This window comes from Nonomuraea purpurea, from assembly GCF_042650645.1.
Classification (GTDB): domain Bacteria; phylum Actinomycetota; class Actinomycetes; order Streptosporangiales; family Streptosporangiaceae; genus Nonomuraea; species Nonomuraea purpurea.
Genome location: NZ_JBHSBI010000030.1, coordinates 89,989 through 110,066, shown reverse-complemented (window position 1 = coordinate 110,066; position 20,078 = coordinate 89,989). Strand labels below are relative to the sequence as shown.

Annotated in this window: 19 protein-coding genes; 10 read left to right on the top strand and 9 right to left on the bottom strand. The window is 71.3% G+C overall.

What is annotated here, in order from left to right:
• Nucleotides 1–16 precede the first annotated feature (16 nt).
• From ACFOY2_RS41975 to ACFOY2_RS41960, 4 genes are read right to left on the bottom strand one after another with little or no spacing between them, the layout of a single operon-like run.
• Nucleotides 17–613: a TetR/AcrR family transcriptional regulator gene (locus ACFOY2_RS41975; RefSeq protein WP_379533707.1), complete on the bottom strand. Its 597-nt coding sequence runs from the start codon at nt 611–613 to the stop codon at nt 17–19.
• Nucleotides 614–656: 43 nt separating this feature from the next.
• Complete coding sequence (locus ACFOY2_RS41970) at nt 657–1,817, bottom strand: NAD(P)/FAD-dependent oxidoreductase (protein WP_379533706.1); 1,161 nt, start codon at nt 1,815–1,817, stop codon at nt 657–659.
• Nucleotides 1,814–2,029: a ferredoxin gene (locus ACFOY2_RS41965; protein WP_379533705.1), complete on the bottom strand. Its 216-nt coding sequence runs from the start codon at nt 2,027–2,029 to the stop codon at nt 1,814–1,816. Before ACFOY2_RS41965 ends, ACFOY2_RS41970 begins: the two co-directional genes overlap by 4 nt.
• Before the next feature lie 7 nt (nt 2,030–2,036).
• A complete protein-coding gene (locus tag ACFOY2_RS41960; RefSeq protein ID WP_379533704.1) occupies nt 2,037–3,227 on the bottom strand; it encodes a cytochrome P450 in 1,191 nt (396 codons plus the stop codon).
• 175 nt (nt 3,228–3,402) lie between these two features.
• Between ACFOY2_RS41960 and rph the strand changes: the two genes are divergently transcribed.
• Nucleotides 3,403–6,045, top strand: a complete 2,643-nt coding sequence (gene rph, locus ACFOY2_RS41955) for a rifamycin-inactivating phosphotransferase (RefSeq protein ID WP_379533703.1) — start codon at nt 3,403–3,405, stop codon at nt 6,043–6,045.
• 12 nt (nt 6,046–6,057) lie between these two features.
• Here the strand turns inward: rph and ACFOY2_RS41950 are convergent, their stop codons facing one another.
• Together ACFOY2_RS41950 and ACFOY2_RS41945 are read right to left on the bottom strand one after the other, a co-directional pair.
• A complete protein-coding gene (locus tag ACFOY2_RS41950) occupies nt 6,058–7,383 on the bottom strand; it encodes a hypothetical protein (RefSeq protein WP_379533702.1) in 1,326 nt (441 codons plus the stop codon).
• Between the two features lie 188 nt (nt 7,384–7,571).
• Nucleotides 7,572–8,561 (bottom strand): ArsR/SmtB family transcription factor, encoded by a 990-nt coding sequence (locus ACFOY2_RS41945; protein ID WP_379533701.1) that lies wholly within the window; start codon nt 8,559–8,561, stop codon nt 7,572–7,574.
• Between the two features lie 487 nt (nt 8,562–9,048).
• Here ACFOY2_RS41945 and ACFOY2_RS41940 point away from each other — a divergent pair, with 487 nt between their 5' ends.
• The 5 genes from ACFOY2_RS41940 (at nt 9,049) to ACFOY2_RS41920 (ending at nt 13,696) form a co-directional block, all read left to right on the top strand.
• Nucleotides 9,049–11,397: a sensor histidine kinase gene (locus ACFOY2_RS41940; protein ID WP_379533700.1), complete on the top strand. Its 2,349-nt coding sequence runs from the start codon at nt 9,049–9,051 to the stop codon at nt 11,395–11,397.
• A complete protein-coding gene (locus ACFOY2_RS41935) occupies nt 11,378–11,803 on the top strand; it encodes a roadblock/LC7 domain-containing protein (RefSeq protein ID WP_379533699.1) in 426 nt (141 codons plus the stop codon). Before ACFOY2_RS41940 ends, ACFOY2_RS41935 begins: the two co-directional genes overlap by 20 nt.
• Nucleotides 11,800–12,147, top strand: a complete 348-nt coding sequence (locus ACFOY2_RS41930) for a DUF742 domain-containing protein (protein ID WP_379533698.1) — start codon at nt 11,800–11,802, stop codon at nt 12,145–12,147. Before ACFOY2_RS41935 ends, ACFOY2_RS41930 begins: the two co-directional genes overlap by 4 nt.
• Nucleotides 12,128–12,709 (top strand): GTP-binding protein, encoded by a 582-nt coding sequence (locus tag ACFOY2_RS41925; RefSeq protein WP_379533697.1) that lies wholly within the window; start codon nt 12,128–12,130, stop codon nt 12,707–12,709. Before ACFOY2_RS41930 ends, ACFOY2_RS41925 begins: the two co-directional genes overlap by 20 nt.
• A gap of 63 nt (nt 12,710–12,772) precedes the next feature.
• Nucleotides 12,773–13,696, top strand: coding sequence for an endonuclease/exonuclease/phosphatase family protein (locus ACFOY2_RS41920; RefSeq protein WP_379533696.1), 924 nt, complete (start codon nt 12,773–12,775; stop codon nt 13,694–13,696).
• Here ACFOY2_RS41920 and ACFOY2_RS41915 read toward each other — a convergent pair.
• Nucleotides 13,660–14,649: a helix-turn-helix transcriptional regulator gene (locus ACFOY2_RS41915; protein WP_379533695.1), complete on the bottom strand. Its 990-nt coding sequence runs from the start codon at nt 14,647–14,649 to the stop codon at nt 13,660–13,662. The two genes, ACFOY2_RS41920 and ACFOY2_RS41915, sit on opposite strands and share 37 nt — an antisense overlap.
• A gap of 62 nt (nt 14,650–14,711) precedes the next feature.
• On the opposite strand from ACFOY2_RS41915, the gene ACFOY2_RS41910 reads away from it, so the two are divergent.
• From ACFOY2_RS41910 to ACFOY2_RS41895, 4 genes are all read left to right on the top strand, one after another.
• The gene (locus ACFOY2_RS41910) at nt 14,712–15,152 is read left to right on the top strand and encodes a hypothetical protein (protein WP_379533694.1); all 441 of its coding nucleotides are present in this window, start codon (nt 14,712–14,714) and stop codon (nt 15,150–15,152) included.
• A gap of 243 nt (nt 15,153–15,395) precedes the next feature.
• Complete coding sequence (locus ACFOY2_RS41905) at nt 15,396–16,427, top strand: LacI family DNA-binding transcriptional regulator (RefSeq protein WP_379533693.1); 1,032 nt, start codon at nt 15,396–15,398, stop codon at nt 16,425–16,427.
• Nucleotides 16,428–16,660: 233 nt separating this feature from the next.
• A complete protein-coding gene (locus ACFOY2_RS41900) occupies nt 16,661–17,044 on the top strand; it encodes a hypothetical protein (protein ID WP_379533692.1) in 384 nt (127 codons plus the stop codon).
• A gap of 22 nt (nt 17,045–17,066) precedes the next feature.
• Entirely contained in the window at nt 17,067–17,450 is a 384-nt protein-coding gene (locus tag ACFOY2_RS41895; RefSeq protein ID WP_379533691.1) for a hypothetical protein, read from the top strand.
• 40 nt (nt 17,451–17,490) lie between these two features.
• Here ACFOY2_RS41895 and ACFOY2_RS41890 read toward each other — a convergent pair whose 3' ends face one another.
• Together ACFOY2_RS41890 and ACFOY2_RS41885 are read right to left on the bottom strand one after the other, a co-directional pair.
• The gene (locus tag ACFOY2_RS41890; protein WP_379533690.1) at nt 17,491–18,786 is read right to left on the bottom strand and encodes a cytochrome P450; all 1,296 of its coding nucleotides are present in this window, start codon (nt 18,784–18,786) and stop codon (nt 17,491–17,493) included.
• A complete protein-coding gene (locus ACFOY2_RS41885) occupies nt 18,780–19,982 on the bottom strand; it encodes an aminotransferase class I/II-fold pyridoxal phosphate-dependent enzyme (protein WP_379533689.1) in 1,203 nt (400 codons plus the stop codon). Before ACFOY2_RS41885 ends, ACFOY2_RS41890 begins: the two co-directional genes overlap by 7 nt.
• Nucleotides 19,983–20,078: the final 96 nt, after the last annotated feature.

Sequence of the window (20,078 nt, the reverse complement as noted above, 5' to 3'; positions counted from 1 at the left end):
CCGCCTGCCGACGCGATCAAGGCACCAGGGGCGCATACCCGACCTCTCTGAGCACGGCGGCCAGATAGGCCCTGACGGCCTCGACGGCCTCGGTGTCGGGGTAGGCGCCCAGGTGGTACAGGACGGAACCGTTGAGCAGCTCCTGCAGCACCACCAGGTCCCGGTCCGCCGGAAGCTCCCCGAGTTCCTTGGACCGGCGCAGCGCGGCGCGCTCGGCCGCCGCGCGACGGCCACCGTGGGAGTTCCTGTACGTCCGCAGCAGCTCGGGATAGTCGTCCACCGAGCCGTAGAGGCGGCGCAGCATGCGGCGGTTGGCCGGGTCGCCGAGGTAGGCCGCCCAGTCGTCGAGCATGCGGCCGACGTCGGGCCAGTCCAGCGCGCCCGGCTCGTGATCCCGGTGCACCGACTCGATGGCCTGGATCAGCATGGCGGTCTTGTCGGGGAACCTGCGGTACACGGTGGCCCTGGTGACCCCGGCCCGCTGGGCGACCTTCTCGATGCTGGTCACGCCGGCCCCGTGCTCGATCAGCAGGTCGTGCGCGGCGGCGAGGATCGCCTGGTCCACCTCCTGACTGCGCGGACGCCCGCGGGGCCGCGGCGCGGCGGCCGTCATGAGGCCTCCTTCGTCGGCCTATCGATGCCCTCGACAAGCTCGGTCATGACTGCGGGGCGAGGCGTCGCCGGGCCGCCATGACGCCGCGGGGATGGTTCCAGCCGATGGCCGCCACGGCGAGGCCGTCCACCTCCGCGAGGGCGGCGAAGCGGGCCTGGCCGGGCTCGCCGTCCACGGGGCGCAGGCGCGCGCCGGGCGGGATCGTGCCGTGGATCTGGAGCTTGACGTCGTACTGGTCGGTCCAGAAGTACGGGATCGGCGTGTAAAGCGCGTCGGCGCCCATGATGGCGTCGGCCACGGCGAGCGCCTGCTGGACGACGTTCGTCCGGTTCTCCAGCCGCACACTCCCGCCGAGCCTCTCGTGGTGCCAGCGGGCCACGTCGCCCACGGCGTAGACGCCCGGCGCCGCGCGGCAGCGGGAGTCGCACACGACGCCGTCCTCGATCGAGAGCCCGCTGCCCGCCAGCCAGCCGGTGGCGGGCGTCGATCCGGTGGCGACGACCACCAGGTCGGCGGGCACCCGGCTGCCGTCGGTCAGCTCGACACCGCTGACGTGCCCGCCGTCGCCGGCGAGCCCCGCGACGCCCACGCCGGTGCGCACCTGGACCCCGTGCCGCACGTGCAGCGCGGCCACCAGGGCGCCGAGTTCGTCGCCGAGTTGGCGGGCCATGACCACGGGGACGGGGTCGACGAGCGTGACGGACAGGCCGAGCTCGCGCGCGGTGGCGGCGATCTCGCAGCCGAGCACGCCGGCTCCGATGACCGCGACGTTCAGCGCGGTCAGCAGGTGCGCGCGCAGGGCGCGCGCCTGGTCGAGGGTGCGCAGGGTGTGCACGCCGCCGAGGCCGCCCTGGAACGACAGCCGCCGCGGGACCAGCCCGGTGGCTATCACGAGCGTGTCGTAGGACAGCGTGCGCCCGTCGTCGAGTTCGATCTTGCGCGCCTCGGCGTCGAGCCGTTCGGCGCGGCGGCCGAGGACGAACTCCGCTCCGAGCGCGTCGAGCTGCGCCCGGTCCCGCAGGAAGGCGCGCTCGTCCGGCCAGTCGCCGGCCAGGATCTCCTTCGACAGCGGCGGCCGGTCGTAGGGCGGGTGCGGCTCGGCGCCCACCAGCGTGATCGGCCCGGCGTGCCCCTTGCGGCGCAGCGCCTCGGCCACCGTGAGGCCGCCGACCGAGGCGCCGACGACGAGCACCTGCGTGCTCACCGCGGCCCTTCCAGGCGGATGGCCGCGGCCGGGCAGAGCGCGGCGGCTTCGTCGACGGCCGCGCGCAGGTGGTCGCCCGGCGCCGGATCGAGCAGGGTGACGAGTCCGTCCTCCTCGCGCTGGTCGAACACCTCGGGCGCGACGAGCACGCACTGCCCGGCGCCGACGCACTTGACCTGGTCGACGGTCACTTCCATGAAATCTCCTGTCATGTCGGTACTAGATGTCCCACGTCACCGGGAGCCGGTGCACGCCGTGGATGAGCATGTCGGCGCGCAGGGGCACCTCCTCCGACGGGACGTCCAGGCGCAGCGAGGGGAACCTGTCGAACAGCGCGGGATAGGCGATCTGCATCTCGATGCGGGCCAGCTGCTGGCCGAGGCACTGGTGGATGCCGTGGCCGAAGGCGATCTGACTGCTGGCCGAGCGCAGCAGGTCGAGGGTGTCCGGGTCGGCGAACCGCTCCGGGTCGCGGTTGCCCGCCGCGATCGAGACGGTGACGGACTCGCCGGCCTTGATGTGCCGCCCCGCCAGTTCGACGTCCTCCAGCGCGGTCCGCACGGTGAACGGCACGACGCTCAGGTACCGCAGCAGTTCCTCGACCGCCCGCTCCGGCTCCTTGCGCATCACCGCGATCTGGTCGGGGTTGCTCAGCAGCGCGAAGGTACCCAGGGCGATCATGTTCGCGGTGGTCTCGTGGCCGGCGCCGAGCAGCATGAACCCGATGTTGGTCAGCTCCTCGTCGGTGAGGTCGCTGCCGGTCAGGCCGCTGATCAGGTCGTCGGCGGGGCGGGCGCGCTTGGCCAGCACGAGCTCGCGCATGAACGAGGTCAGCGCCGTGTAGGCGGCGACGGTCTCCTCGTGGGAGGCCCCCACCCGCGCCAGCGACGCCGAGTGCCGCTGGAACTCCGCGCGGTCCTCGTACGGGACGCCGAGCAGCTCGCAGATCACCAGCGAGGGCAGCGGCAGCGCGAACGCCTGCACCAGGTCCATCGGCGGCCCCTGCCAGGCCATCTCCTCCAGACACGTGTGCGTGAACTGCTGGATGAGCGGGGTCAGTTCGCGCATGCGCCGGACCGTGAACTGGCCGGTGAGCAGGTGCCGGTAGCGGGTGTGCTCGGGCGGGTCGTTGGCGACGAAGAACCCCGGCGGCGCGGGACGCGGCTCGTCCGACATGCTCGCGCGTGCGACCGGGGTGTGCTTGATCTCGGCCCTGGAGCTGAAGCGCTCGTCGGCCAGGACGGCGCGGATCAGGCTGTGGCTGGTCACCAGCCACCCGACGTGCCCGTCGGGGTAGGCCAGGCGGCTGACCGGCTCTTCCTCTCGCAGGCGGCCCAGCTCGACCGAGGGGTCGAACGGGTTGGGGCGGTCGAGGGGGAAGGACGCCGCCGCGGGCGTGGGATCTGTCATGAGGCTTACAATACAGTACAAGTCTGTATTGAAACCCCTATTTCGATTCAGAGCTGTACTGTATTGTAAGTGGACGGGACACGGAACCCCCCGCCCCGCACACCGCGCTACGTCCGCAGGACCGGCCCTCGGTCGAAGACGTGCAGGTCAGTCACGACACAGACGGGATTCAGCCATGAGTGCGTACGTACTCGGTTTCCACGACATCGACAAGACCCGGATCGCCCTCGTCGGCGGGAAGGGCGCCAACCTGGGCGAACTGTCGTCGATCGAGGGGGTCGACGTGCCGGGCGGGTTCTGCGTGACCACGCAGGCGTATCTCGCCGTGGTGGAGCGCGACCCCGCGGTCGGCCCGCTGATCGACGGCCTGGCCGGGCTGCGCGCCGACGACCGGGCCGGCATCGCCGAGGCCGCCGCCCGGCTGCGCGCCGCGATCGAGGCCCTGGCCGTGCCCGAGGAGATCCGCCGCGACATCACCACCCACCTGGCCGGGCTCGGCGACGACGACGTGCCGTACGCCGTGCGGTCCAGCGCCACCGCCGAGGACCTGCCGTCCAGCTCGTTCGCCGGGCAGCAGGACACCTACCTGAACGTGCGGGGGGCGCAGGCGGTCATCGACGGGGTCCGGCGGTGCTGGGCGTCGCTGTTCACCGACCGCGCGGTGGCCTACCGCATCCAGAACGGCTTCGACCACCACGCGGTACGGCTGTCGGTGGTCGTGCAGCGGATGGTCTTCCCCGAGGCGGCGGGCATCATGTTCACCGCCGACCCGGTCAGCTCCAACAGGAAGGTCCTGTCCATCGACGCCGGCTTCGGGCTGGGCGAGGCGTTCGTGTCCGGCCTGGTCAACGCCGACAACTACCGGGTCAGGGACGGGCGGATCATCGACAAGAAGATCGTCGAGCAGACCATGGAGCTGTACGCCGCACCCGGCGGCGGCACCCTGGAGCGGCCCGTCGAGGGCCTCCGCAGGCACGCCCAGACCCTCGACGACGAGCAGATCCTGCTGCTCGAAAGGCTGGGCCGGCGGATCGAGGCCCACTACGGGCGCCCTCAGGACATCGAGTGGGGTCTGTGCGAGGGCACCTTCTCCGTGTTGCAGAGCCGCCCCATCACCACGCTCTACCCGGTACCGCCCGCCCACGACGGCAAGAACCACGTCTACATCTCCTACGGCCACCGGCAGATGATGACCGACGCGTTCGCGCCGCTCGGCCTGTCGCTCTTCGCCCTGCTGCACGACAAGCTGGGCCGCACGGCAGGCGTCGTGGCGGGCGACCGCTTCTACAAGGATGTGTCGGCCGAGCTCAGCTCCTCCTGGGCCAGGGTCGCCACGCTCAAGAGCCTCGGCCAGGTCGACGTGCTGATGGCCAACGCCCTGCGCCAGGTGCTGAAGAAGAAGGACTTCATCGCCGACCTGGCACGGGGGAAGACCTCGATGCTGGACTTCGGCGAGGGCGGCGTCCTGCCGATGGCCCGCCAGTACCTCAAACTCTCCCGCGAGGACGACCCCAACGTCGTGCCCGAGCTCATCGCCCACACCGAGGCCACGGTCGAGGAGCTGCGGCGGGGCATCGTGGGCAAGAGCGGCGACGAGCTGTTCGCGTACATCATCGCCGACCACGACGTGCTGGCCGAGCTCACCTTCGACCCGCGCAGCGTGGCGGCGGCCTTTCTCGGCATCCAGTCGGTGAACTGGGTCAACAAGCGCATGAAGGCCTGGCTCGGCATCCAGAACGCCGCCGACGCCATCGCCCAGTCCGCCGACCACAACGTCGTGGCCGCGATGGGGCTCGACCTGCTGGAGGTGTCCGACGTGGTGCGCGCGCACCCCGCCGTCGCCCGCTACCTGGAGGGGGCCGAGCGCGAGACGTTCTTCAGCGGGCTCGCCCAGGTCGAGGGCGGTGACGCGGTCGCCGCGGCACTGCACGCCTACCTGGCCAGGTACGGCGGCCACTGCGGCGGCGACATCGACATCACCAGGACGCGGTGGAGCGAGGACCCGACCCAGCTCGTCCCGCTCATCCTGTCCAACATCAGGAACTTCCCGCCGGGAGAGCGCGCCCGCAAGGCCGAACGGGGCCGCGCGGAGGCCGAGCTGACCATCCAGAACCTGCTCGGCCAGGTCAGGAGCAAGGCCGGGGGCCGCAAGGCGAAGAAGGCGGCCAAGCAGATGAGCCTGATCCGGCACTTCATCGGCTACCGCGAGTACTCCAAGCACTCGCTGCTGCTGCGGTACGAGATCTACAAGCAGGCCCTGATGGCTGAGGCGGCCAAGCTGGCCGCGCAGGGCGTGATCCGGGCGCCGGAGGACGTGTACTTTCTGTCCCTCGAGGAGTTCAGGCAGGCCGTCAACACCGGCGCGCTCGACTACTCGATCATCACCCAGCGCAGGGAGGCCCACGAGACCTTCCAGCGCCTCACGCCACCGCGCGTGATCACCTCCGAGGGCGAGGTCATCTCCGGCGAGTACGACGCCGGCACCCTGCCGGAGGGCGCCATGGCCGGCATCGCGGTCTCCTCCGGCATCGCCGAGGGGCGCGCGCGGGTCATCCTCAACATGGAGGACGCCCACGTCGAGGAGGGCGACATCCTGGTCACCGTCTTCACCGACCCGAGCTGGTCGCCGCTGTTCATCTCCGTCAAGGGTGTCGTGATGGAGGTCGGCGGAGTGATGACGCACGGGGCCGTGGTCGCCCGCGAGTACGGCCTGCCCGCGGTCGTCGGGGTCGAGAACGCGACCAGGCGCATCAAGGACGGCCAGCTCATCCGGATCAACGGCACTGAGGGTTACGTGGAAATCGTCTCAGACTCCTGACGAGCCGCCCGGTCAGCACGCTCGTTCCAGGCCGGTGTGGGCCTCGGCGATCCATCGGGGGGCGCGGGCCAGCTCCGCGACCTCCAGTGACCCTCGCCAGTGCTCGGCCGACGGGCGGCCGAGCAGTTCGGCCAGCCGGGCGAGCCGGGCCGCGACGGGGCCGATGGGGAACATGCCGGTCTCTCCGCCGCACGTCCGCTCCGCGTAGGGAAGCAGCTCCTCGTAGAGCGGCCCCGCTGCCTCGCGCAGCCCGAGCGCCACGACGCCGTCGGCGCGCATGCCCTTGTTGCACAGCCACAGCGCGTCCAGCCGGGGCTCGGGCGGGTCGAGCAGGAGGGCGGCGGCCGCGTCCCAGCGCCCCTGGCCCAGCAGCACGTGCGCCATCAGCACCTGGCCCATGGCGGGGTTCGACCGCCCGGCCCTGCGCGCGTGCTCCTCGACCTCGCCGAACCTGCCCTGCGCGTACCGCAGGCAGAGCAGGCCGAACATCGCCGCCCTCGGCCGCCTGCTCAGATCGGGCGCGACGACGATGGCGCGCAGCGCGGCCTCGGCCCCGGCCTCGTCGCCCTGCGCCAGCCGGCGGCCGATCTTCGCCAGGGGCGGCAGGGCGGCGACGTCGCTCAGCTCGTACGTGCGCGTCAGCAGCTCCACCTCCTCGACCAGCGTCATCGCGCTGTCCAGGCGTCCGTGCGCGAACAGGCAGGCCGAGCGCACGAGCAGGCCGAGCGCGTGCACGCCCGGCATGCCCCGGCCCGCGCCCAGCCGGTCGAGCTCCCGTCCGAGCTCCAGGAGCCGTCCGAACCGGTCGGGCCTGCGGTTGGCCAGGCTCGCGGCGGCCAGCGAGAGCGCCAGCAGCTCGTCGTCGCCGAGCCGCCGGGCGATCGCGATGGCCTCCTCCGCGGCGTCGATCGCGCCCAGCGGGTCGAGCGTGACGGCGCTCTCGGCGGCCAGCGTCGAGAGCAGGCGGGCGCGCAGGGCGGGCTCGTCGGCGGGCAGGCGTTCGAGGGTGTGCCTGATGAGCGTGACCAGTTCCTCGTCGGTCTCCTCGTGGTCATGGTCGCTCCACACCATCGCAGGGGTGACGGAGGTGATCGCCCTTGCCGCCCGCAGGACGTCGTCCGCCGCCACGGCCGCCCTGGCCGCCTCGGCCCGCGTGGCGCGGGCGGCCGCCCCCGAACCGGCGAGCTGCTCGGCGCGGGCCGTGCCCGTCAGCGACTCCACCCGTTCGCGCGGGTCCGAGCGGATCAGCCCCTCCTGCTCCGTCACCCGGCCGACGAGCCCCCGCACGCCGGCCTGCGCTTCCCCGGTCCGTACCGGTCCCAGCACACTGAATTGCATCCTGCTCCCCCGAGAAGTAGCCCGAAATGTGGTTTTTCCTAACGCTCACTGATGGATCTGGCAGAACAGGCCGCCGCCCCTGTCGGCGGCCTCCGTGGCATTACCGCACGCCTTTGAGTGAATGCACAAAGCATTTTCGCCCTGGCGCAAACCCGCTGGTCGGAGGCGTCGGGGTAGGGCCGGCGCCGTTACGACGCCACCGGGAGACGGCCGTTCAGGAGGGCGGTGCCCAACGGAGTGATCGTGTGGACCACGGCCGCGCCGTCACGGCAGGTGACGATCAGCCCCGCCTCCCGCAGCACCGTCGTGTGCCGGCTGGCGGAGGCGGGCGAGATCTGCAGGGCGCGGGCGACCTCGGTGGTGGTGGCGCTGGAGGCGAGCGTGAGCAGTACGGCCGAGCGGGTGCCGCCCAGCAGGGCCTCCATTCCCCGCCCGCCGGCCGTCGCCTGCGCCCAGCGGAACCGTTCCTCGATGGGGTAGATGAGGACGGGCGGGAGTTCGGGATCGGCCAGCGTGACCGGGGTGCGCTGGCAGAAGTACGACGGCACGAACTTGATCCCCCGTCCGCGCAGGTGCAGTTCGGAGTCGATGTCGTAGGAGACCTCCAGCACCGGGGGCTTCCAGCGCATGATCGTGCTCATGCCGGCCAGCAGCCCCTCCGCGCCGCGTTCGAGCAGGTCGCGGCCGCGCTGGGCGCGGTCGGCGGCGACGGCCGCCTGGATGAGGGAGTGGTACGGCGCGATGGCCACCTCGTGGTAGGCGCGCATCGCCGTGCCCATGCCGGTCAGCGTGGGCACGTCACCGACGGCGATGTTGTTGATCCAGCCCGGCAGGCGGCGGTGCAACGCGAGCCGCTCCAGTTCGCCGCGGAGCCGTCCGCGGGGTGTGGACATGAGGGCGTCGAGGCCGCTGTCGAGGCCGTCCTCGGACTGGTTCGGGGTGAGGAAGTCGGGCCAGTAGGGGCCCAGGGGCGCCAGCACGTCCAGCAGCCGCGCGCAGGTTTTCATCTGCGACATCCGTTCTGGACTGGAGCGGATGTCCTCCATCCACGGCCGGAAGGTCGGCCGCTGGGTTCGCTCCCTGAGCCGGAACCGGCTGAGCACCACCTCCCATAACGGGTCAGGGGTCGCGGCCACGGTGGTTCGCGCCAGATCGTCCGCCGTGAAATGGATACGCAATGTCCCCATTCGAAGGCCCCCGTGCGAGAAGTTCTCACGTGCGCGGAGATCCCATCCTATCTAGGGAACGTCCTGATTTATGAGCATTTTTGTGACGATTCGGGAATATAGGACAGCCACTTTCGGATTCTTTGGCGTTCGGGCACTGACACCACTGAATCCCGCGAAAGTCTTTTCCTGAAATGCGATATACCCACCTCCGACCGGCGTCCGCCGACGGCTCCGCGCGCGGCACCCGCGCCGGGCCAACCCCTCCGGCGGTCGTCACTGTCCGTAAGATGCGCACCGTTACCTACACGAACGGTGTGCTGACAAAGAGTCAAACCGCCATTTGGGGCGAATCTTCACATCTGAACCTTGAAGTACATGTGCCCCATCGGCATAGTGGACGGACCACAGGCGTGCCAGTCGTGGCGGGCATCCACGAGGGCGGCACCGGTTCACGACTGCCCAGCGGCGCACCACCACCCGCGGAATTGGAATCTGCATGACCTCCCCCCCACCGATCCGCACCAAGCTGCTCAAACTCCTCGTGCTCCCGCTGGTCTCCATGGTCGCCCTATGGGGGTTCATCGCCTATTCCAGCGTGGAGGAGATCACCAGGGTCTCTCACACGCAGGACCACTGGGAGGCCATCGGCTCCCCGGTGCTCCAGCTCATCGTCGAATTACAGCGGGAACGCCAGCTTTCCGCCGAGGCGCCGCGCGGCACCGCGACGTACACGCCGCTGACCGAACAGCGGCGGGTCACCGACGCCAAGGTCAAGTACCTGCGCGAGGTCATCGAGACGGTCGACCTCGAGATGGAGGGCGCCGAGACCCAGGCGCAGATGCGGGCGCTGGTGGAGGCGCTCGACGGGCTGCAGTCGCTGCGCGCCTCCGCCGACGGCGGCGTGCTGGCCCCGCCGCTGACGATCCTCACCGCCTACGACAACCTGATCAGCGTCGCCAACCGGCAGTTCAGCGACCACGACACGCTGAGCGACGTCTCGTCCTACCAGGCGGTACGCGGCATGGCGGCCTACAGCTCCGCGGCCGAGTACCTGGGCAGGGAGCACGCCGTGCTCACCAGCACGATCGTGCAGCGCAGGATGACCCCCACCGACCGGGCCGCGTTCGTCTCGGCGATGACGAGCCGCCGGCTGGTGTTCGCCAACGCCGGGCGAGACGCGGGGCCCGATCTGCGGGCCAACTACGACAAGCTGGTCGCCGGTGCTCCGTACAAGCGGGTGGTGGAGGTCGAGGACCGGCTGTTCGCGTGGGACACCAACGGGGCGCCGCCGGTGAACTCCGCCGAGTGGAAGAGCGACACCGACGTCGTCCTCGGCGCGATCAACCGCGACACCCAGGCCGAGCTGTCCCGCTCAGCCGCCGAGGCCCAGTCGCTGAAGACCGGGGCTTACTGGCGGATCGGGTTCATCCTGCTCCTGGGCCTGGCCGCGGTGGTGTTGTCGGTGGTGCTGTCCTACCGGTTCGGCCGCTCGCTGGTCGAGGAGCTCAAGCGGCTGCAGGCGACGGCGACGGAGCTGGCCGAGGAGCGGCTGCCCCGGCTGGTCGAGCGGCTGCGCAGGGGCGACGTCGTCGACCCGGCCACGGAGGCCCCCGGCCTCGACCGCGCCGACACGGCCGAGGTCGACCGCGTGGTGCACGCCTTCTCCGCCGTACGCCGCACGGCCGTGGAGGCCGCGGTGGGCCAGGCGACCCTGCGCAAGGGCGTCAGCCAGGTCTTCCTCAACCTGGCCTGGCGCAACCAGGCTCTGCTCCACCGCCAGCTCGCGCTGCTCGACACCATGGAACGCCGGGTCGAGGAGCCGGAGGTCCTGGAGGACCTGTTCAAGCTGGACCACCTGACCACCCGCATGCGGCGGCACGCGGAGAACCTGATCATCCTGTCCGGCTCGGCCCCCGCGCGCCGCTGGCGTGACCCGGTGCCGCTGTTCGACGTCGTACGCGCGGCCGTGCTGGAGGTCGAGGACTACACCCGCGTCACCGTCGTGCCGATGCCGAACGCCCCGCTGCTGGTCGGCACCGCGGTCACCGACGTGATCCACCTGGTCGCCGAACTGGTGGAGAACGCCACCGTCTTCTCCCCGCCGGACACGACCGTGCACATCCGCACCACGACGGCGGCCAACGGGCTCGCGCTGGAGGTCGAGGACCGGGGCCTGGGTCTGAACGAGGCCACCATGGACGAGCTCAACGCCAAACTGGCCCACCCGCCGGAGTTCGACCTGGCCGACAGCGACCGGCTCGGCCTGTTCGTGGTGGCCAGGCTCGCGGCCCGGCACGGCATCAAGATCGTGTTGCGCCGCTCCCCGTATGACGGGACCACCGCGATCGTGCTGCTGCCCGCCGCTCTGCTCGCCACCACCGACCTGCCGGCGCTCACGCCGGTGCCCCGCCCCACGGGCGAGATCGCCGACCGGGTGAGCAGGCCGGTGCGCACGCTCAGCGCGGCGGCGGCCATGACGGACCGGCCCGCGCCACGCGCGGTGACCGCGTCCTCAGAGCTCGAACGCGCCTCCCTGTTCACGGCCGCCCCCAGACCCGAACCTCCAGGTCCGCCCGCACACTGGAGCGTGACGGTTCCCGCCCAGGAGGCGGACGAGGACCTCGACGGGCTGCCGATGCGGATACCGCAGGCCAACATGGTTCCCCAGTTGCGCACCCCCAGGCGCGCGGACCGCCGCCAGGTCTCGGCGCGCTCGCCGGAGGAACTCTCCAAGCTCATGTCGTCCATGCAACGCGGCTGGCAGCAGGGCCGCCGCCAGGCCGAGCAGGGACAAGACGTGTGGACTCGAAAGGACGACCATCCCGATGCCCGACCCCAGAAATGAACTGAGCTGGCTCCTTGACGACCTCACCCAGCGCGTCCCCGGCATCCGGCACGCCATCGTGCTGTCGGCCGACGGGCTGGCCATGGGCGGTTCCCAGAAGCTGACCCGTGAGGACGCCGAGCACCTGTCCGCCATCTCGGCCGGCAGCCACAGCCTCGCCATGGGCGCCGGACGGCACTTCGGGCTGGGCGGCGTCCGGCAGACGATCATCGAGATGGAGGAGGGCTTCCTGTTCGTCACGGCGGCCGGGCAGGGCGCCAGGCTGGCCGTGCTCGCCTCCGCCGACGCCGAGCTGGGCATGGTCACCTACGAGATGGCGCTCCTGGTCAAGCGGGTCGGCGAGCACCTGTCCTCGCAGCCGAGGGGAGCGGCGCCGGCACCCGCCTGGAACGGCGAGAGATCGTGACAGGGGAGGATCCCGGGCCGCTGATCCGGCTGTTCGGCCTGACCGGCGGCAGGGCGCGGCCACAGGGCGAGGCGTTCGACCTGGTGGCGATCGTCACGACGGCCGGCGACGTCGAGCCCGCGGATCTGGTCCCCGAGCACCACGCCGTGTTGTCGTTGTGCCGCCGGCCCACGCCGGTGGCCGACGTCGCGGCGCACCTCAAGCTGCCGCTCAACATCACCCGGGTGATCCTGGGCGACCTGCGGCGAGAGGGGCTGATCAGCATCGAGCGCCCGCGCCCGGTCGCCCAGACCATCGACGAACGCATCTACAGGGAAGTGCTGGATGGACTTCGCAGCCTCTGAGCCGGGCGCGACCGCGGTCGCCTCGGCCCTGGCCATCAAGATCCTCATCGCGGGCGGTTTCGGTGTCGGCAAGACGACCATGGTCGGCACGATCAGCGAGATCCGGCCGCTGCACACCGAGGAGCTGCTGAGCGAGCGGGGCGTCGGGGTGGACGACACCTCGGGCGTGGAGGCCAAGATCACCACCACGGTGGCGCTGGACTTCGGCCGCATCACCTTCCGCGAGGGGTTGTGGCTGTATCTGTTCGGGACGCCGGGGCAGGACCGGTTCTGGTTCATGTGGGACGAGCTGGCGCTGGGCGCGCTGGGCGCCGTCGTCCTGGCCGACACCCGCCGTCTGGAGGACTCTTTCCCCGCGGTGGACTATTTCGAGCAGCGTGGCATCCCGTTCGTGGTCGGCGTGAACTGCTTCGACGGCGCCCGCCGCTACGACCCGGCCAAGGTACGGCGGGCGCTCGGGCTGAACGAGAGCATCCCGGTCGTGCTGTGCGACGTGCGCGAGCGCGATTCGGTCAAGAACGTGCTGACGACGCTGGTCACGCACGCGGTGGAGGGCGCCTGACGCCCCTGGCTGAACATGAACGCATATCGGGCTATGTGGCGATACAGAGATATGCGCACATGGATGAGCTGGATCGCCGTCGTACCGTTCGCCGGGTGGGCGCTGCTGCGGCTGAGCGGGTTCGAGCCGGACTGGCCGTGGGTGCCGGTGGTGGCATACACGCCCTACGCGGCGGCCGGGGCGATCGCCGCCGGAGCGCTGGCCTGGATGCTGAGACGCCGGGCGGCAGGGGTCGTGGGAATCGCGGCCGTGGTGGCGTTGGGCCTTGCCGTCGTGCCCCGGGCCTTCGCCGACGGCAATCCGGCAGCGGGCGGGCCGGTGGTGCGGGTGCTGGCGGCCAACCTGCTGGTGGGCCAGGCGGACACGGCCCAGCTGATGGCCCTGGTCGACCAGGTGCGGCCGGACGTGCTGACGTTGCAGGAGTTCACGCCGGATGCGATGCGGCGGCTGGAGGAGACGGGACTGCGCGAGAGGTTGCCGCACGCCGTCACGCGGCCGTTGCCGGGGGTCGGCGGGTCCGCCGTGTACGCGCGGCATCCGCTGACGGCCGGAGAGACGATCAAGCTGGGCGGGTTCGGGCAGGCCAGGGCATGGCTCGCGCATCCCGGCGGGGCCCGCGTGGAGATCGTCTCCGTGCACCCGTGCGCGCCCAAGCGCATCGGCCGGCAACCGTGCTGGCAGGACGGCCTCGACGCGCTGCCGCGCGGGGGTGGGGAGTTGCGGCTGCTGGCGGGCGACTTCAACGCCACGCTCGACCACCTGCCGATGCGTGAGCTGCTGGCGTCCGGCTATCGGGACGCGGCCGACGTCATGGGAGGCGGGCTCACGGCGACCTGGCCGCAGGCGCTGGGCCGCACCTGGCGGCTGCCCGGCGTGGCGATCGACCACGTGCTGGTGGACTCGCGGATGGCGGTGCGGGACTTCCGCGTGCTGGAACTGCGGAGAACCGATCATCGTCCGGTGTTCGCCGAGGTCAGGCTCCCCTGATCCAACCCTGCGAGCAGGCGGGCGCCGAAGGTCTGACAGGCGGTCCTGAACGCGACTGGTTCGCAGACGGCGAAGTCGGCGTCCAGAAAGGCGAGGTTCAGGATCAGCCACTGCCAGGTGTCGAGCATCAGCACGACCCGGGTCCGCCGCTCGCCCAGGGCCACGAGCTCGGCGTCCTGGTACTTGAAGGTGTCGGCGACGGCGGCCGGCGGCGCCTCCACGGTGAGGACGACGCGTTCGCGGTCCTTGTCGAACCCCTGCCGCAGGTAGTCGAGCGCGGTGTCGGCAGGCAGGGGCCTCGGAGGGTATGTGCTGGTCGTCACCCGCAGGTCGCTGATGCGGTCGACGCGGAAAACCCTCCAGGCGGTCTTCTCCGTGTCCCAGGCCAGCAGGTACCAGCGCAGGTTCTGATGAACGTGGCGGTAAGGGTCGACCCGCCGGGACGTGGCGGTGCCGTCCTTGCCGACGTAGTCGAAGGTGACGACGTGGTGGCGCTGGATGGCGTCGGCCGGCGAAGCCAGGACTTCGGCGCTGACGCTCGGGGCGGCGGCGGTGCCGGTCTCCAGGCTGGCGCGGAGCCGGCCGGCCCGGTGCCGCAGCCGCTTGGGCAGGAACTGGTCGACCTTGCCGTAGGCGCGGGTGGCGGCCTCATCCAGGCTGCCTTCCGCGGCGCTGCCGGTGGCGGCGAGGGCGGCCAGCCCGAGCAGGGTCGCGATCGCCTCCTCGTCGTCGAGCACGAGCGGCGGCAGCGCGGCGCCGGCGGTGAGCCGGTAGTGGCCCCCCGGGCCCGGCCGGGTCTGGACGGGATAGCCGTACTCGCGCAGGCGGTCGATGTCGCGGCGCAGGGTCCTGGGGCTGACGCCGAGCCGCGCGACGAGTTCGTCGCCGCTGAACGCCCGGCCGGTCTGGAGCGTGGCCAGCAGGGCGAGGATGCGCTGGGTGACGTCGGCCATGGAGCCCGTTCTTCCCAAAAATGCGGCCATAATCTGGCCACATCCATGCATAGCCTCGTCTCATGCCACAGCACATCATCCGCATCCGCGGTGCCCGTACCAACAACCTGAAGTGCCTGGACGTGGACCTCCCACGCGGCCGGCTCATCGTGTTCGTCGGGGTGTCGGGGTCGGGCAAGTCGTCCCTCCTGTTCGACACGATCGCGGCGGAGGCGGGACACCAGCTCAACGAGACCTTCCCGCCGTTCGCCCGCAACCGGCTGCCGAAGTGGACCCGTCCCGAGACGGACGAGATCGAGGGCCTTTCCCCGGTCGTGCTGATCGACCAGCGGCGGATCGGCGGGAACGCCAGGTCCACGGTGGGCACGATCACCGACGCGTGGACGTACCTGCGGCTGCTGTTCTCCCGCGTCGGCTCGCCGCACGTCGGAGAGTCGAACCGCTTCTCCTTCAACGATCCCGCCGCCCTGCGCGACCACCTGGATCCTAACTGTACCTTCTAGAAGGCATAGTTATGACTATGCGACCGAGTCAGCGAAACCGGATCCTGGACGCGGCCATCCGCGTGACGGAGCGCGACAGCATCGCCCCCCTGCCCCTGGAGTCGGCGGCCGAGGAGGCCGGCGTCACCAAGCGACCGCCGCCGTCTAGTGGGTGCGAAACCTTACACTCATTTGCCCGAGACATCGGATGTCGTCAAGGGGTCGGTTCGGGCGGCAGACTTGAGTGCGGGAGGGATGTGCACAGTGGACAACATCACGACGGAACGGCGCAGTACGATGGCCGACATCGCGGCCAAGGCCGGCGTTTCGGTCTCGACGGTGTCCAAAGTGCTGCATGGAAGATCGGATGTCTCGGCGAAAACCCGGGGCAAGGTTCAGCGCCTGCTCGGCCAGCACGGTTACACGCTGCCCGGCCGCTACGAGCAGCCGGGCGGGCTGATCGAGTTCGTCATCAACGAGCTGGACAACCCGTGGGCGGTGGAGCTGATCAGGGGCGCCGAGGAGGCGCTGCAGGCCGAGGGCATGGGGTTGGTCGTCTCGGCCGTCCACGGGCGGAGCAACCTGGCCCGCAAGTGGCTCGACGACCTCGGCACCCGCGGATCGCTGGGCGCGATCCTGGTCATCTCCGAGCTCTCCGCCGCCCAGGAGCGCGAGCTGAACCGGCTCGGCATCCCGTTCGTGGTCGTGCAGCCGTCCGTGGACGAGGGCCCGAACGTGCCCTCGGTCGGCTCCACGAGCTGGAACGGCGGCTTCACCGCCACCAAACACCTGATCGAGCTCGGCCACCGGCGAATCGCGATGATCACCGGGCCCGCGCACCGGCTGACGTCCAGGGCCCGGCTCGACGGCTTCCGCGCCGCCCTCGACCAGGCCGGCCTGGAAGCGGACCCGGCGCTGGTGCGGCACGGCGACTACAGCCACGAACCCGCCTACCACCACGCCCTTGAGCTGCTCCGCCTGCCGGAGCGGCCGACGGCCGTCTTCGCGGGCAACGACCTGCAGGCGCTGGCCACGTACCGGGCGGCCGGGGAGCTCGGGCTGCGGGTGCCGGATGACCTCAGCGTGGTCGGGTTCGACGACCTGTCCTTCGCCCAGTGGGTCGCGCCCACGCTCACCACCGTGCGCCAGCCGCTGGCCAACATGGCGGCGATGGCCGTCCGCATGCTCGTGCAGCTCATCTCCGGCCAGGAGCCGGAGACGCTGCGGGTCGAACTCGCCACCAGCCTCGTCATCCGCGAAAGCACCGCCCCCGCCCCCTCACTCCCCGGCTCCTGACCGCACCGGCTTTCCCCCGGCCGCACACCCCTCCGCCGGGCGCCAAGGCCGGATTCCCGGACCGATCCGGCGGGCGGATCGGCCTGCGGACGCCACAACGGCTGAAAGAGTTCGCACGCCCCCAGTCAAGATTCTTTGAGCATCGTGCTGCGGGGTGGTTCGTGGCGCGTCCCCACCCGCGGACTTACTTTTCGCTACAGATCATTTCTGTGTGTAATCGAAGGGGGACCTCTATGCTCCGCCACACCCTGGCGGGTGGGCTCATGCTGGCCACCAGTCTCGTTCTGACCGCCGGCCCCGGGGCGCACGCCGACATCTACGCCCCGTACGCGAGAGCCGCGGCGATCGTCGACGCGAACGGCACGCTCAACAACTTCAAGAACGTCGTCTCCTCACGCCTCGTCAGCAGGGGCAAGTACTGCGTGCGGGTCCGCAGCAGCGTGGACGTGCGGGAGGCACTGATCCAGATCACCTCACGCGACCCGGTGAGGCTGCCCCAGATCGCCTTCAGGCACCCGTCGCCGACCTGCAACGAGGACAACACCGTCGCCGTCCACGTCTACAACAGCGCCTCGGGCCAGCTCGCCGACGGCGGCTTCGACTTCGCGATCCTCTGATCGGGACCGAAAGGACACTGATATGAAGACCATGATGCGCATCGCGGCGGGCGCGCTCGCCGCGGCGACCGTGATGTCGCCGGCCGTCGCCCTCGCGGACGCGCCGTACGCCCAGGCGGCGGCGCTGGTCCGCCCTGACGGCAGCCGAGGGCCCAGCAAGAACGTCCTTCGCACGTTCCGCACCAGCACCGGCAACTACTGCGTGGTCCTGAGCGACGGCGTCAACCTTGACGGGCCTGTAGCGATCCAGGCCACGCTCGCGGGGCACTACCCGTTCCCGCGCACGCTGTCGGTGGAGGTCGGGACGCAGCAATGCGAGCACGACCACTTCCAGACCATCGCGGTGCACAGCCAGAACGCCGTCGGCGAGCCACGCGACGTCGCGTTCTACCTGACGGTCTCCTGACCCGTCCGACGAACACGGTGATCCGGTCGAAACGGCCGGATCACCCTCCCCCGGCCCTGCAGTGGAGCACGACGCGGCAGTCGTCGCCCGGCAGGTTGGAAACCGCCCGCCACCGGATGGGCTCGTCGCGGGCCGTGGCCGGCGCGAGCGTCACCGAGCGGGTGAACTCCCGCAGGAACGTCTTCATCAGCAGCAGCGCCAGCCGGTCGCCCACGCACGTGCGCCGCCCGCCGCCGAACGGCATCCACCCGAAGCCGCCAGGCCGCCGGCCGAGCCAGCGTTCTGGACGGAAGGCCGCCGGCTCCGGGTAGAGCTCGGGATCGTGGTGCAGGGCACGCAGGTGGACGATGATGGACGTGCCCGGCCGCAGCCTGCGGTCGCCCAGCTCGAACGCGCGCAGCACCTGCCTGCCGAAGAACGCCACCGGCGGCCGCACCCGCAGCGCCTCGTAACACACCGCGCTCGCGTAGCCGTCGTCGGCCCCCTCGTCGCTCTCCCCCGTCAGCCGCCGGAGGGCGTCGGGATGGCGTACCAGCCGTTCGACGGTCCAGGCGAGCGCCGTGGCGGTGGTCGTGCGGGCGCCCGCGATGATGCTCATCACCTGGTCGCGCAGCACCTGATCGGTGAGCCTGGCGCCGTTGTCGTCCCGCGCGCGCATGAGCACGCCGAGCAGGTCGTCGCGGTCGGGGCCGGCCCTGCGGCGGCCGATCTCGGCGTAGATCATCCGGTCGCACGCCTCCCGCCTGCGATGGAAGGAGCGCCAGGTGGCCAGCCCGCCGGCGTGGCGCAGCATGTACCTGAGCGTGATCTCGGCGCCGACGGCCGGCTGGAAGACCCGCCACAGCGCGCGCATCCACGCGGCCGACTCGCCCGGCCGCTCGACGCCCAGCGTGAGCGCCAGGATCGCCTCGACCATCGCAGTACGCAGCCGAGGCCCCAGCGGGAACGGCGTGCCGAGCGGGCAGTCGGCCACCACGCGCCGCGCGAGCGCCTGCGCCGTCTCGCGCATGTGGAGCAGGGCCGAGGGGCGCAGGGCGGGCAGCATGATCTGCCGGATGCGGCGGTTGCCCTCCTCGTCGAGCACGGCCAGGCCCTGGCGGCCGATGATGGGCTCCTGAACGCGGTTGACCTCGGCGTCGTCGACGACGCCCTCGGGGGCGAGCAGGACCTGCCTGATCAGCGCGGGGTCGCGCACCATCACGCTGCGGCCGACCCCGGGGATCCACAGGGCGAACATGCCCCCCGTACGGCCGAACATGGCATCGACGACCCGCTCCCCCAGCACCAGCGTCGCCGGCAGCACGGCGGTGCCGGCCCACGGCTCCCAGTTCAGCACCGGCCGCCTCCGACGGCGGCGGGCACCAGGCCCAGGCGCTCGGCCGCGGTCGCGACCGCGTCGAGGAGCCGCGCGACGGCGGCTTGTGTGTGGGCCGCGGTGACGCTCAGGCGGATCAGCGCCCTGCCCTCGGGGACGCTCGGCGGCAGCATCGCGTTGGCCAGCACCCCCTCGCGGAGCAGCTCGGACCAGAGCCGGCAGCACAGCTCGGGGTCGCCCACGACCAGGGGAACGGTCGGCGCGAACCCCGGCGCCACGGGCAGCCCGAGCGCCGCCAGCCCGGAACGCAGGCTCTCGGCCGCGGCCAGCACCCGGCGGCGGCGTTCCGGCTCGGCGCGGACGACCCCGAGGGCGGCCAGCTCCGCCGCCGTGCACGCCGCCGGCAGCGAGGCGGAGAACAGCGCGGAGCGCGCGCAGTGACGCAGGTAGTCGATGACCCGCCGGGGCCCGGCGACGGCGCCGCCGATCGTGCCGAAGCACTTGGAGAAGGTGACGGTCTGCACGTCGACGCGGGCCCCGTGGTGCTCGGCCGCCCCGCGCCCGCCGGCGCCGAGCAGGCCGGCGTCGTGGGCGCTGTCGAGGATGACGCGGGCGCCGTGCCGGGCGGCCAGCCCGGTGATGGCGGGCAGGTCGGCCAGGTCGCCGGTGACGGAGAACATGCCCTCGGTGAGGATCAGCCGCCCTGCCTCCGGATCGGCGCCCTCCAGCAGCCGGCCGAGCTGGGCGACGTCGTTGTGCCGGTAGCGCCGCAGCTCGGCCTGGCCGAGCCGGGCGGACTCGATCAAGGAGGCATGGATGTAGCGGTCGGCGAGCAGCAGGTCGCGCGGGCCGAACAGCGGGCTCAGGGCCAGGTTGGCCTGGTAGCCGGTGGAGACCACCATGGCCGCCTCGTGGCCGAGGAACGCGGCGAGCTCGGCCTCCAGCGTGCGGTGCAGTTCGAGCGTGCCGTTGAGCGCGCGGGAGCCGGAGTTGCCCGCGCCCAGCCGGCGCAGCGCGTCGATGCCGGCCGCCTTGACCCGGGGGTCGTTCGACAACGCCAGGTAGTCGTTGGAGCCGGCCATCAGGACGCGGCGGCCGTCGACCACGACCTCGCCGTCGTCGAGCCGCTCCTCGACCGGCAGGTAGAAGGGGTAGTGGCCGGAGGCGACGAGCGCCTCGATGTCGGGAGAGAGCCGACATTTGCTGAAGGCGTCCATCACAGTGCGGCCGCCGCCTTCCCGAACGCGAGCGTTCCCATGACAACCTTCCAGCCTGCAGATAGTAGCTGACAGTGATCAAGTGTAATAGTAGAG

Excerpts from the sequence above, each read along its gene's own strand:
- rph (WP_379533703.1), top strand. The coding sequence starts at position 3,403 with ATGAGTGCGTACGTACTCGGTTTCCACGACATCGACAAGACCCGGATC.
- ACFOY2_RS41910 (WP_379533694.1), top strand. The coding sequence starts at position 14,712 with ATGCCACAGCACATCATCCGCATCCGCGGTGCCCGTACCAACAACCTG.
- ACFOY2_RS41950 (WP_379533702.1), bottom strand. The coding sequence starts at position 7,383 with ATGCAATTCAGTGTGCTGGGACCGGTACGGACCGGGGAAGCGCAGGCC.
- ACFOY2_RS41960 (WP_379533704.1), bottom strand. The coding sequence starts at position 3,227 with ATGACAGATCCCACGCCCGCGGCGGCGTCCTTCCCCCTCGACCGCCCC.
- ACFOY2_RS41915 (WP_379533695.1), bottom strand. The coding sequence starts at position 14,649 with ATGGCCGACGTCACCCAGCGCATCCTCGCCCTGCTGGCCACGCTCCAG.
- ACFOY2_RS41965 (WP_379533705.1), bottom strand. The coding sequence starts at position 2,029 with ATGACAGGAGATTTCATGGAAGTGACCGTCGACCAGGTCAAGTGCGTC.
- ACFOY2_RS41940 (WP_379533700.1), top strand. The coding sequence starts at position 9,049 with ATGACCTCCCCCCCACCGATCCGCACCAAGCTGCTCAAACTCCTCGTG.
- ACFOY2_RS41900 (WP_379533692.1), top strand. The coding sequence starts at position 16,661 with ATGCTCCGCCACACCCTGGCGGGTGGGCTCATGCTGGCCACCAGTCTC.
- ACFOY2_RS41935 (WP_379533699.1), top strand. The coding sequence starts at position 11,378 with ATGCCCGACCCCAGAAATGAACTGAGCTGGCTCCTTGACGACCTCACC.
- ACFOY2_RS41975 (WP_379533707.1), bottom strand. The coding sequence starts at position 613 with ATGACGGCCGCCGCGCCGCGGCCCCGCGGGCGTCCGCGCAGTCAGGAG.
- ACFOY2_RS41925 (WP_379533697.1), top strand. The coding sequence starts at position 12,128 with ATGGACTTCGCAGCCTCTGAGCCGGGCGCGACCGCGGTCGCCTCGGCC.
- ACFOY2_RS41895 (WP_379533691.1), top strand. The coding sequence starts at position 17,067 with ATGAAGACCATGATGCGCATCGCGGCGGGCGCGCTCGCCGCGGCGACC.
- ACFOY2_RS41920 (WP_379533696.1), top strand. The coding sequence starts at position 12,773 with ATGAGCTGGATCGCCGTCGTACCGTTCGCCGGGTGGGCGCTGCTGCGG.
- ACFOY2_RS41885 (WP_379533689.1), bottom strand. The coding sequence starts at position 19,982 with ATGGACGCCTTCAGCAAATGTCGGCTCTCTCCCGACATCGAGGCGCTC.